The organism is Lachnospira hominis (ex Liu et al. 2021), from assembly GCF_014287955.1.
GTDB classification, from domain to species: domain Bacteria; phylum Bacillota; class Clostridia; order Lachnospirales; family Lachnospiraceae; genus Lachnospira; species Lachnospira hominis.
On the sequence record NZ_JACOPD010000013.1, the window covers coordinates 1 to 12,824 of the forward strand.

Below are 12,824 nucleotides of genomic sequence, written 5' to 3' on the forward strand. Positions count from 1 at the left end.
GCATGTCTGCTGGCCTGTAAGTCATTTGTTTTGTGTGTCGCTCGCGGCGACTTGATTATAATATCACCTGAGGTTATATATGTCAACACCTTTTTTTGATTTTTTTTAACTTTTTTTGATTTTTTTGAAATTAATTGGTTGAAATACAATATCTAGTGTTTTTGCAGCTGCAAAAACACTAGATATTTTTACACCTCATATACATTATTTTGTTATTTATAAGACTTTTGCTTAAATAACCGTAAAAATAATTTTTAATTTCATATTTTTTTTCGTTACTAACGCAAAACAGAACCTTGCTATAAGAAACAAAAATAGAAATAGAAATGCCGCAGACAAAATTGTCTGCGGCTATCTCCTGCCAAGCGGAGAAAGAGGGATTTGAACCCTCGCGCCGGTTGCCCGACCTACACCCTTAGCAGGGGCGCCTCTTCAGCCTCTTGAGTATTTCTCCATAATTGAAATATTTACTTTTGCGTTAAACGCAAGTTAAATTATATCAAAGCAGTTTTTAATTGTCAATAATATTTTTCAAAATATTTATCAAATATATTTGTAAAAAATCAATGACCAAAATTTCACAAATCTGAATTACTCACGACAGTATTCTTTTATTGCAGTTTCATAAAGATTATTTCCTTCACTGTCAATTACTACAATTACAGGAAAATCTTCTACATAAAGCTTACGTATTGCCTCTGTACCCAAATCATCATATGCAATTACTTCTGATGATTTGATTCTTTGCGAAAGTAATGCTCCTGCACCACCTACCGCAGCAAAATATACAGCACCATTTCTTACAATTGCAGCTTTAACTGCATCAGTACGCTTTCCTTTTCCTATCATTCCTTTAAGTCCCAGATCAAGTAAATCCGGTGCATACTTATCCATTCTGCTCGCAGTTGTCGGACCTGCTGAACCGATTGGTCTGCCTTCTCTTGCCGGAGATGGTCCCATGTAATATATAATATTATTTTTCATATCTATAGGAAGTGGCTCTCCGGCTGCTAAAGCTTCTGCCATTCTTTTATGTGCGGCATCTCTTGCTGTATAAATAGTTCCTGTTATGTATACATAGTCACCGGCTCTGAGTTCTTTTGCGTCCTCATCACTTATTGGTGCTGTAATATGCTTATCCATTATTTCCTCTTTTCCGGCTAATAAGCCATAAAATATTTATTATGCAAACCAATTTTACAACACTCTTTTAACATGACGGTTTACATGACAGCATATATTTACTGCAACAGGAAGACCTGCTATATGTGTCGGATATGTTTCTATATTAACAGCAAGTGCTGTCTGTGTTCCTCCAAGTCCGCCGGGACCTATTCCCAGTTTATTGATTTTTTCAAGCATTTCGGATTCGAGATTTCTTACATATTCTATGTCTGATTTTTCCTCAAGATTTCTTGTGAGTGCCCTTTTTGCAAGAATTGCACATTTTTCAAATGTACCACCGATTCCGACTCCGACTACCATAGGAGGACAAGCATTTGGACCTGCATCTTTTACTGCTGTAAGAATTGCATTTTTAACACCTTCAATTCCATCTGCGGGCTTTAACATGAATACACGGCTCATATTTTCACTTCCAAAACCTTTAGGTGCAACTGTTATCTCAACTTTATCTCCCGGAACTATCGAATAATGAATAACAGCAGGAGTATTGTCTTTTGTATTTTCTCTTATAAGAGGGTCACTGACAACAGATTTTCTAAGATATCCTTCAACATATCCTTCCCGTACGCCTTCGTTAATTGCATCGGTAATGTCTCCGCCTGTAAAATGCACTTCCTGACCGACATTTATAAAAATAACAGCCATTCCCGTATCCTGGCATATCGGTATCATATCAGATGCAGCGATGGAAAGATTTTCATTTAACTGATTTAAAACCTGCTTTCCAAGCGGTGATTCTTCCGAATCAACAGCATTCTTAAATACTTTTTTCATGTCTTCAGACAAAAAATGATTTGCCTCAATACACATTTCTTTGATATTTTTTGTAATCTCACTGACATTTACGTCCCTCATGTCACCCTCCTGTTTTTATGCGGATATTGTATACAAGCTCAAAACAGTAATATTTAATTCTGCTTCTCACAAAGTCCTGCAAAATCGAGAAATTTTTTCAATTCGATATTCCAGAACTTCCATTCGTGTCCGTAATTTTCCATTTCATCATAAGTATAATCGAAATAATCTTTATGCTCAAGAAAATAATCCCTGACTATATGATTCATGTCAAGCCATGGGTCAAGACTTCCGCATGCATGATAAATCTGTATCTTTGGAAGTTCTTTTTCTATAAATAAATCTGCTAGATATGTAAGTCCATATTCTGTTTTATGTAAATCACCATCACCAAACAAACGTATTCTGTTGATTGATTTTTCGCTTCCATCGTTTAAAAATACGGAATCTGCTTTATCTCCAGCGGAAAATGCCCCGACTTTTGAAAATTTATCAGGATATTTTAATATTGTATGAAGACAGCCGTAACCTCCGTTTGAAAGTCCCGATACAAAATTCTTTTCGCGGTCTTTTGAAATGCAGTCAAACATATTCCATATTATTGACGGAAGTTCTTTTGCAACATAACTTTCATATTTACCGCCGATATTCATATTTACAAAACATGATTCATTGACATTCGGAAGAACCGCGGCAAAATGGCGTTTTTCAACCTCATCTACAAGGTCGGTATGATAAAGCCAGTCTGTGTGGTCTCCGCTTCCTCCGTGATAAAGCCATACACAAGCAAGTTTTTCGTCTTTTTGTATTTCATCCGGAAGAACTACAGTTACGTCCGTTCCAAAACGAAGCATCATAGAAAATAAATTAAGATTTATTACTGCCATTTTGAATCCTCCCCTGCAATACATTTTATAGTCTGTTCGATACACTTATCCCAATAATCCCACTCATGTTCTCCATCCTGCTCATACATTGAAACATTCAGTCCGGCCTCTTTCGCTTCTTTGTAAAAATCTTTGCTCATATGAAGTCTCGGATCCTGTAATCCACATGCAATAATAAATTTTGTAGGGTTATCCACAATTTCACTGTCATCTGTACCTTTTTTGTTGAAAAGAGAATATAAATCGAAATTATTGTCAATAAGTTCCTCACGCGTGCCAAAAACAGGATACATGTCTATTCCCTGCGGATTATCATATCTTTCGATAAGATTTAAAAGTCCCGAATACGAAAATGCCGTATTATACTGCTTTGGTCTTTTAAGTGCCGCATAAAATGCACCGTATCCCCCCATTGACATTCCCGCTATATACCTGTCGTCAGGATTTCTGCTTATATTAAACCATGTCTCACAGTTTTCTATAAGTTCGTCTGCAATAAATGAAAAATAATCTTTTCCGTTTACATTATTAACATAAAATCTGTTATTTCCTGATGGCATGACAACTGCAATATTTTTACCTTCAACATAATCGGCAATACGTGTTTTTAGCGTCCAGCATGCATGGTCTCCGCCCGCTCCATGTAAAAGATATAATGTCTTATATCCACCGTGTCCCTGCGGCATCAAAACATCGAGCATAACAGGCATGTTAAGTGATTTTGATTTGAAATTTATTGTTAAATGTGACAATTAAAACACCTCCTGTATACATTTGAAAAATTTATTACAAAAGAAGCGGCAATCTCACCGCTTCTTTTTAACTTGAATTTATTCGTTCTTATCTTTTTCAGCTCTTTCTAAAAGCTCATCTATAGACGCATCTATCTCACTTTCAGGTTCTTTTTCACCTTCCGGTTGTGAGTCTGCTTCTGATACCACGGCAGATTTTTCCTGTGATTCTTCTTCAAATCCGTCAGCATCCTTGTCATTTTCATCTACAGGTTTTTTGCGTACTTTCGCTATTGTTGCAACTTTTACACCATCATCAAGATTGATAAGTTTTACACCTGATGTTATACGTCCGAGATTTGATATGTCATCACATTTAATCTGGATTATTATTCCATCTGTTGTTATAAGCATAACTTCTCTTGTGTCATCAACTGCTTTGACACCTACAACATTTCCTGTTTTTTCGTTAATTTTATAACATTTAACTCCCTTACCACCACGGTGCTGTACAACAAATTCGTTAATGTCTGTACGTTTTCCAAGACCGTTTTCTGATACGATAAGAAGTGAATCTCCCTGTTTGTCGAGCTGCATGCCTACAACTTCATCTTCGTCAAGAAGATTCATACCGATTACACCCATAGCACTTCTGCCTGTAGGTCTTACATCTGTTTCTTTAAATCTGATGCACTGGCCAAGCTTTGTTACAAGGATTATATCACAGTCGCTGTCTGTAAGCTTAACTTCTATAAGCTCATCATCGTCACGCATACCGATTGCCTGAATTCCTGTTTTACGTATATTTGCAAACTCTTTAATTGGTGTCTTTTTAACGATACCTTTTCTTGTTGCCATAAACATATTGTCTTTATCGGCAATCTGCTTTACATCTATAGGAATTACAGCAGCAATTTTTTCGCCGGGCTGAAGCTGCAATAAGTTGATTATGGCTGTTCCTCTTGATGTTCTGCCCGATTCTGGAATTTCATATGCTTTTAACTTATATGCACGGCCTGTATTTGTGAAGAATGTAAGGATATGATGTGACGTTGTCATAAACAAATCCTGTATATAATCTTCATCAAGAGTCTGCATTCCTTTAATTCCTTTACCGCCTCTGTTCTGGCTCTTGAAGTTGTCAGGAGTCATTCTCTTAATATATCCAAGTGTTGTTCTTGCAATTACAACAGGCTCATCAGGAATTAAATCTTCCATCGACAAATCATATTCATCAAATCCGATTGATGTTCTTCTGTCATCACCGTATTTGTCCGCAATAAGAGAAATTTCCTGTTTGATTACTCCAAGAAGCTTTTTCTTATCTGCAAGAATCTCTTTGTATTCTGCTATTTTTGCAAGAAGATCTTTTAATTCTGCTTCAAGTTTTTCTCTTTCCAGACCTGTAAGAGCACGGAGACGCATGTCCACAATTGCCTGTGACTGTGCATCTGAAAGTGCAAACTCTGCCATGAGGCTTTCCTTTGCAATCTGCACATTCTGGGAACCTCTGATAATTGAGATTACTCTGTCAATATTATCAAGTGCAACCATCAAGCCCTCTAAAATGTGGGCTCTCTCTTCAGCCTTGTTTAAATCATATTTTGTTCTTCTGGTTACTACATCTTCCTGATGAAGAAGATAATATTTTAACATATCCAGAATATTTAAAATTTTTGGCTGGTTATCCACAAGTGCAAGCATTATTACGCCAAATGTATCCTGAAGCTGTGTATGCTTGTAGAGCTGATTTAAAATAATATTAGGATTTACGTCTCTCCTGAGTTCAATACAGATTCTCATACCCTGACGGTCTGACTCATCACGTAAATCTGTTATTCCGTCTATCTTTTTATCTCTTGCAAGCTCTGCTATTTTTTCAATAAGTCTTGCTTTGTTTACCATATACGGAAGTTCAGTTACAACAATTCTGTTTTTGCCGTTCTGCATAGGCTCAATATCAGTAACAGCACGCACTTTAATCTTGGCACGTCCGGTTCTGTAAGCCTCTTCAATTCCCATTTTTCCGATAATTGTACCACCTGTAGGAAAATCAGGTCCTTTAATTATCTCAAGAATTTCCTCTATAGTTGTATCTGCATCTTTTTCGATTTTGTTATCAATAATTTTTACAACTGCTGCAATTACCTCACGAAGATTGTGAGGAGGTATGTTAGTTGCCATACCAACGGCAATACCTGATGTACCATTTACTAAAAGATTAGGATATCTTGACGGAAGAACTGTAGGTTCTTTTTCTGTCTCATCAAAGTTTGGTACAAAATCCACTGTATTTTTGTTGATGTCAGCAGTCATCTCCATTGAGATTTTGCTGAGTCTCGCCTCTGTATATCTCATGGCTGCAGCTCCGTCTCCATCAACAGAACCAAAGTTTCCATGTCCGTCTACCAAAGGATAACGTGTATTGAAATCCTGTGCGAGTTTTACCAATGCCTCATAAATTGAAGAGTCACCATGTGGGTGATATTTACCCATTGTATCACCGACAATACGGGCACATTTTCTGTGCGGTTTGTCAGGTCCGTTATTTAACTCTATCATTGAATATAAGATACGACGCTGAACCGGTTTCAGTCCGTCTCTTACATCAGGAAGTGCTCTTGATGCAATAACACTCATGGCATAGTCAATATAATAACTCTCCATGGTTTTTTGCATATCTACTTCATGTATTTTATCAAAGATATGTTCATCCATTATCTACCTCCATGCTGCAAATACATTTTATATATCAAGATTTTTAACGTACTTTGCATTTGCTTCAATAAACTCTCTTCTTGGTTCAACCTTGTCACCCATAAGTGTTGAAAATGTAACATCAACTTCTGACTCAAGGTCTTCATCCATATTTACACGCTTGAGAATTCTCTTCTCTGGGTCCATTGTTGTATCCCAGAGCTGTTCTGCATCCATCTCACCGAGACCTTTGTAACGCTGTACTTTATTATTCTGGTCACGTCCAATTTCAAGCATTATCTGATTAAGTTCATCATCACTGTATGCATACCATACTTTTTTATTTTTTTCGATTTTATAAAGTGGCGGCATGGCAAGATAAACATGTCCCTGTTTAATAAGCTCAGGCATGAATCTGTAGAAGAATGTAAGAAGGAGTGTTGCAATATGTGCTCCATCTACATCGGCATCCGTCATAATTATAATTTTGTGGTATCTTAATTTGCTTATATCAAAATCTTCATGTATACCCGTTCCAAAAGCCGTAATCATCGCCTTTATTTCTTCATTTCCAAGAATTCTGTCAAGACGTGCTTTTTCTACATTGAGAATCTTGCCTCTAAGAGGAAGAATCGCCTGTGTTGCACGGCTTCTTGCTGTCTTTGCGGAACCTCCGGCTGAATCACCCTCAACGATAAAAATTTCACAATTTTTAGGGTCTTTATCTGAACAGTCTGCAAGTTTACCCGGAAGTGATGTACTTTCAAGTGCAGTCTTCCTTCTTGTCAAATCTCTTGCTTTTCTTGCTGCCTCCCTTGCACGCTGTGCAAGAACTGATTTTTCACAGATTGACTTGGCAACAGAAGGATTCTGCTCAAGGAAATATGTAAGCTGCTCACTTACAATGCTGTCAACGGCACCTCTTGCCACAGTATTTCCAAGCTTCTGCTTTGTCTGTCCTTCAAACTGAGGGTCTTCAATCTTTACACTTACTATACCTGTAAGTCCTTCTCTTATATCATCGCCTGTAAGTGCAGGTTCACTGTCTTTTATTATTTTATTTTTTCTTGCATAATCATTGAATGTCTTTGTAAGTGCATTTCTGAAACCTGTAAGATGAGTACCACCTTCAGGAGTCTTGATATTATTTACAAATGAATCTATAACTTCATTGTATCCATCGTTATGCTGGAAAGCCACTTCTACCTGTACATTGTCTTTGACACCTTCACAATAAATAATGTTGTCATAAAGAGGCACTTTACTCTTGTTAAGATATTCAACGAATTCTTTAAGACCGCCTTCATAGTGGAATGTTCTTTCCTGCTCTATTCCCTCACGCTCGTCTTTTAAAATTATCTTGATACCTTTTGTAAGAAATGCCATCTCTCTTAAACGGTGTTTTAAAACATCAAATTCAAACACCTGTGTTTCCTGGAATATTTCTTTATCAGGTAAAAATGTTACTTTTGTTCCTGTATCATTTTCATCACAGTCACCTACAACTTTGAGAGGATAACATACTTTACCTCTCTCATATCTCTGATTGTATATATGACCGCCTCTTTTTACATAAACTTCCATCCATTCAGAAAGTGCGTTAACTACGGATGCACCTACGCCGTGAAGTCCGCCGGATACTTTGTATCCTCCGCCGCCAAACTTACCGCCTGCATGAAGGATTGTATACACAACTTCAATAGCCGGTTTTCCTGTCTTATGATTGATATCTACCGGAACACCTCGACCATTATCTACTACTGTTATTGAATTATCTTTATTGATTATTACCTGTATTGTATTGCAGTATCCTGCGAGTGCTTCATCAACTGCATTATCTACAATCTCATATACAAGATGATGAAGTCCTCTTGCAGATGTAGAACCGATATACATACCGGGTCTTTTTCTTACTGCTTCAAGTCCTTCAAGAACCTGAATCTGGTCACCACCATACTGCTGTTGTTCTGACACTTTTAAATCCTCCTTTTTATCTGTGTTCCATAGAACTTACTGTTCCATTTACAACTTTAAAAATTTTATTAATTGAAAATCTGTTATTTATGAATTCATCAAGGCCTGTGCATGTTATCATAGTCTGAATATTACCTATACTGTCCAGTAGAAAATTCTGTCTCCTGCTGTCAAGTTCTGATAAAACATCATCTAGAAACAGTACCGGCGTATCATGGATTATCTGCTTAACGAGCTCAATTTCCGCAAGCTTTAAAGACAGTGCTGCTGTTCTTTGCTGCCCCTGCGAACCATATTTTCTTACATCCATTCCATTAATCAAAAAACACATATCATCTTTATGTGGTCCAATATTGGTACATTTAAACTTCAAATCCCTGTCTCGAACCCGTACAAGTTCAGATTCAAAATCTTGTTCTTTTACACATGGTTCGTAGATTATTTCAAGCTGTTCCCTGTCTCCGGAAAGTTTTGTATGAATTGATTTTACAAGATCATTTATCTCTTTTACAAACTTTTCCCTGCTTTTTATGACATCATTACCATACTTTACAAGCTGCATATCCCATATATCAAGGGATGATATTATATCTTCCCTTCCCGAAAATGCATATTCTTTGAGCAGACTGTTTCTCTGATTAACGACTTTGTTATAATTTATAAGACAGTCAAGATATATTTTATCAAGCTGGCTTAATTCCATATCAATAAATCTTCTTCTTTCCGATGGACCATTTTTTATAATATTAAGGTCTTCCGGAGAGAAAAAAACTATATTAAGTATACCAAAAAGTTCAACCGCTCTTTTTATCGGAATTCCGTTGACAGCGATTCCTTTAGGTTTATTTTTTTTCAGGTGCATGTCTATGCGGTAATTCATGTCGTTTTTTTTGACATTTACTTTAATATGTGACTCATCATTATCAAATCTTATAATTTCGCGGTCTTTGCTGCCACGATGTGATTTTGAAGTCGCACATACATACATTGACTCAAGTATATTAGTCTTTCCCTGTGCATTATCGCCATATATAATATTTATTTTTTCATCAAAATTCATATTAAGATATTCATAATTTCTGTAATTTTGTAACTTCAGGGATTCAACTATCACTTTTACACCACACTATCGTTCTATCTTTATTTCCTCACCATTGTAAGAAATAATCTCTCCGCCGGTAAGCTTTTTTCCTCGCTGTGTTTCGACAGCACCATTTACTTTAACTTCTCCGTCCTGAATTACAATCTTGGCCTCAACACCAGACTCAACGAGTCCGGCTGCCTTAATTGCCTGACCAAGTTTTATAAAATCATCACGCAATTTTATTACCTGCATTTTTTCTCCAATCTTTATATACTTATTTCATAAATAGTTAATTAATGAAAATATTTATTTAGGCTGAAAAATTAACAGGAAGAATAAGATAAATATAATTTTCCTCTTTGTCACGTATAAAACATGGTGCCTTTGGATTTACAAGGTAAATATCCACTGTCTCATCATCAATTACTCTTAAAGCATCAATTAAAAACTTTGGATTAAATCCAATCATGATATCCTTACCCTCTTTGTTGATGTCAATATCTTCATTGAGTGAACCAATTGCAGACTGTACCTTTACTTCAAGTGAACCATCTGTGATATTAATAATTATAGGTTTCTTATCTCCTTCACGGATAAGAAGGTTAGCTCTGTCAATAGAATCAAGAAATTCTTTCTTGTTAATTACAACTTTTGTTTCATAATCACTTGAAAGCATCTGGTTTATCTTAAAGTATTCCCCTTCAATAAGTCGTGATACAACCATTGTATTATCAAATTCAAAAAGAATATGATTATTAGTAAAATAAATATTTACAACCGACTCTGCATCTGATGAAAGGATTTTGCTTATTTCATTAAGTGTCTTACCCGGTACAACAACTTTAACATCATCTGCATTGCCTGATAAATTAATATTTCTTATTGCAATTCTATGTCCGTCAAGACCTACAACCTTGAGTACATTATCTTTTACTTCAAATAATTCACCTGTCATCATCTTATTATTATCATTAGGTGATGTACAGAAAATTGTCTGATTGATAGTTTCTTTTAATGTGAACTGAGAAAGGCTTATACTCTTTTCTTTGATAATTACAGGAAGATATGAAAAATCGTCTCCTGATTTTCCGGCAATGTTGAATTTACTCTTTTCACATGTAATTGTTGAAGTATAATTATCATCCGTCTCTATAGTGATATCATTGTCCGGAAGTTTTCTTACGATTTCAGAAAAAATCTTAGCATCTATTGCAACTTTACCTTTCTCAATAATTTCACCTTCTACGATAGTTTCAATACCGAGTTCCATATCGTTGGCTGTAAATTTGATTTCATTTGTCGAAGCATCGATAAGGATACATTCCAATATAGACATTGTAGTTCTTGTTGGAACTGCTTTCATAACAATACCGACTGCTTTGTTTAAGCTGCTCTTTGTAAAGATTAATTTCATAATGTGTAAAACTCCTTTCATGATATGTCAACAAAATCGAATGGCATATATATATAAATATTAATCAGTCGTAGTAGTAGTAGGGGCTGTTAATAAGTTAATAAGTGGTTGTAAGCCTTGAAATTACTGGGTTAAAGCGTTGGCATAACCCTGTTGAATCCTCTTGATTCTGGTGTGAAATGCGTATGGATAACTTTTTTGACAAAAAAATCAAAAAATAAAAATAAACGGTTATCCACGGCTTTAAACAACGTATAACACGATATCAACAACTTATTCAGTGGATAATGTGAATAAGTTATAAGACATTAAGAAGGATTAATCTTCTTTATAAGAATGTCAATTGTTGATTTTGTATTTTCATCACTTATAACCATCTTGTTAATCTTGTCAGCACCGTGAAGAATAGTTGTATGGTCACGGTTGCCGAATGCTTTGCCGAGAGACTGTACTGTATTAGTAGTCATCTGACGGCAGAGATACATTGCAATCTGTCTTGGATATACAATATCGGCAGAACGCTTCTGTGAGAGAATATCTTCTGATTTAATATTGAAGTGTTCTGCTACTATATCGATAATAAGTTCAGGTGTAATCTCTCTTCTTGAATCAGGAGAAATTAAATCCTTTAATGCTTCTTCAGCAAATTCTACAGTTATAGGATTAGATGAGAGTTTTGCAAAAGCTGAAAGTTTTGTTAAAGCTCCTTCAAGTTCCCTGATACTTGATTTGATATGCGTTGCAACATAATCCTTTACTTCATAAGGAATATCATATCCGCCAAGTTCGGCTTTCTTATTAAGAATCGCCATCTTGGTTTCATATGTAGGTATCTGTATATCTACAGGCAGCCCCATCTCAAAACGAGTACGCAGACGTTCACTGAGTGTCTCCATTTCTTTGGGAGGACGATCAGAAGATATTACAATCTGCTTTCTGTCCTGATAAAGTGCATTAAAAGTATGGAAGAATTCTTCCTGAGTAGATTCCTTACCTATAATAAACTGGATATCATCGATAAGAAGAACGTCAATGTTTCTGTACTTTTCACGGAATTCAGAGTTCTTCTGGTTCTTTACGGAATCAATCAGCTCATTGGTAAATGTCTCTGATGTTACATATAAAACTTTAAGTTCAGGCTTAGTCTTGATAATAAAATGTGCAATAGCCTGCATAAGGTGAGTCTTTCCAAGTCCAACACCACCATAGATAAAAAGCGGGTTGTAAACTTCACCGGGAGTCTCGGCAACAGCTAAAGATGCAGCATGTGCAAGATTATTATTATTACCGATGACAAAAGTTTCAAATGTATAATTAGGATTAAGATTCTGTATATTATTATTTTTGGATGCGGAAGTATCTTTTTGCTTCTGCTTCTTATCAATCTTTTCCTTATCAATAGAAGACATGAGTGTTACATCATATTCCCTGCCCATAATTTCAGCGATTGTAAGAGTGATGGCTGCAAGATACTTTCTTTCTATATAGCCAACACGCATATTGTAGCTTAATCCCTTGCCGTCACCATCGTTATTATTTTCAGGAATTAAAAGAGTAATTTTGTCGCCTACAACTGAATATACTTGAATAGGCTTTATCCACGTTCTGAAAGACATATCTGTAATGTCGTAATCTTCTTTGAGGGTCTGTATTATAAGATCCCACTTTTGTTTTAATTCTTCCATAATTATATAGTACACCTTTCGGTTTATTAAAATGTAAAGTTATTCTAATATATAATATACCAAAACGAGGTTTTAATCAAGGTATCAAAGATATGACTGAGTGTGTAAAATTAAAATCACAATCAGGGATAATTAATGTGAATTGATGTGGAAGAAACTATATGTTGTGTATGACGTAAAACTGACATTATAATAGGAAGAAACATTTTTAAAGATAAGAGATGTGGATTGATTTTCCACACAATACATGTCGAAAATAGGCGGTTTTTGAGTATAAAAGTGGAAAACAGGCATAATTATCAACAGTTATCCACGAATTATACACATTTTGTGGATAACTTGTTGAAATAGTGGTATTAAATGTTAATTAAA

At 35.6% G+C, this 12,824-nt stretch carries 10 protein-coding genes and 1 tRNA gene; all 11 read right to left on the reverse strand.

What is annotated here, in order from left to right; all coding sequences use genetic code 11:
• Positions 1-366 precede the first annotated feature (366 nt).
• Positions 367-454: transfer RNA gene (locus H8S01_RS13100), tRNA-Ser, on the reverse strand.
• A 137-nt stretch (positions 455-591) separates the two neighbouring features.
• A complete protein-coding gene (locus H8S01_RS13105; protein WP_186837470.1) occupies positions 592-1,143 on the reverse strand; it encodes a Fe-S-containing hydro-lyase in 552 nt (183 codons plus the stop codon).
• A 54-nt stretch (positions 1,144-1,197) separates the two neighbouring features.
• A complete protein-coding gene (locus H8S01_RS13110; protein ID WP_186837471.1) occupies positions 1,198-2,040 on the reverse strand; it encodes a fumarate hydratase in 843 nt (280 codons plus the stop codon).
• A 53-nt stretch (positions 2,041-2,093) separates the two neighbouring features.
• Positions 2,094-2,867, reverse strand: a complete 774-nt coding sequence (locus tag H8S01_RS13115; protein ID WP_021865633.1) for an alpha/beta hydrolase — start codon at positions 2,865-2,867, stop codon at positions 2,094-2,096.
• Complete coding sequence (locus H8S01_RS13120) at positions 2,858-3,619, reverse strand: alpha/beta hydrolase (RefSeq protein WP_186837472.1); 762 nt, start codon at positions 3,617-3,619, stop codon at positions 2,858-2,860. The genes H8S01_RS13115 and H8S01_RS13120 overlap by 10 nt, the downstream gene beginning before the upstream one ends.
• 78 nt (positions 3,620-3,697) lie before the next feature.
• Positions 3,698-6,316 carry a DNA gyrase subunit A gene (gene gyrA / locus H8S01_RS13125; protein ID WP_021865631.1) on the reverse strand — a complete coding sequence of 873 codons (2,619 nt, stop codon included), beginning with the start codon at positions 6,314-6,316 and terminating at the stop codon, positions 3,698-3,700.
• A 27-nt stretch (positions 6,317-6,343) separates the two neighbouring features.
• Positions 6,344-8,269, reverse strand: a complete 1,926-nt coding sequence (gyrB, locus tag H8S01_RS13130) for a DNA topoisomerase (ATP-hydrolyzing) subunit B (protein ID WP_021865630.1) — start codon at positions 8,267-8,269, stop codon at positions 6,344-6,346.
• 16 nt (positions 8,270-8,285) lie between these two features.
• On the reverse strand, positions 8,286-9,383 hold the full coding sequence (gene recF, locus H8S01_RS13135) for a DNA replication/repair protein RecF (protein WP_186837473.1): 1,098 nt from the start codon (positions 9,381-9,383) through the stop codon (positions 8,286-8,288).
• Positions 9,384-9,395: 12 nt separating this feature from the next.
• Positions 9,396-9,605 (reverse strand): RNA-binding S4 domain-containing protein, encoded by a 210-nt coding sequence (locus H8S01_RS13140; RefSeq protein ID WP_186837474.1) that lies wholly within the window; start codon positions 9,603-9,605, stop codon positions 9,396-9,398.
• Positions 9,606-9,663: 58 nt separating this feature from the next.
• Positions 9,664-10,767, reverse strand: coding sequence for a DNA polymerase III subunit beta (dnaN, locus tag H8S01_RS13145; protein ID WP_021865627.1), 1,104 nt, complete (start codon positions 10,765-10,767; stop codon positions 9,664-9,666).
• A 308-nt stretch (positions 10,768-11,075) separates the two neighbouring features.
• Positions 11,076-12,455, reverse strand: a complete 1,380-nt coding sequence (gene dnaA, locus H8S01_RS13150; protein WP_186837483.1) for a chromosomal replication initiator protein DnaA — start codon at positions 12,453-12,455, stop codon at positions 11,076-11,078.
• Positions 12,456-12,824 lie beyond the last annotated feature (369 nt).

What these genes read in the sequence shown, in the direction of transcription:
- H8S01_RS13105 (WP_186837470.1), bottom strand. Translation starts at nt 1,143, where the DNA reads ATGGATAAGCATATTACAGCACCAATAAGTGATGAGGACGCAAAAGAA.
- H8S01_RS13110 (WP_186837471.1), bottom strand. Translation starts at nt 2,040, where the DNA reads ATGAGGGACGTAAATGTCAGTGAGATTACAAAAAATATCAAAGAAATG.
- H8S01_RS13115 (WP_021865633.1), bottom strand. Translation starts at nt 2,867, where the DNA reads ATGGCAGTAATAAATCTTAATTTATTTTCTATGATGCTTCGTTTTGGA.
- gyrA (WP_021865631.1), bottom strand. Translation starts at nt 6,316, where the DNA reads ATGGATGAACATATCTTTGATAAAATACATGAAGTAGATATGCAAAAA.
- H8S01_RS13140 (WP_186837474.1), bottom strand. Translation starts at nt 9,605, where the DNA reads ATGCAGGTAATAAAATTGCGTGATGATTTTATAAAACTTGGTCAGGCA.
- dnaN (WP_021865627.1), bottom strand. Translation starts at nt 10,767, where the DNA reads ATGAAATTAATCTTTACAAAGAGCAGCTTAAACAAAGCAGTCGGTATT.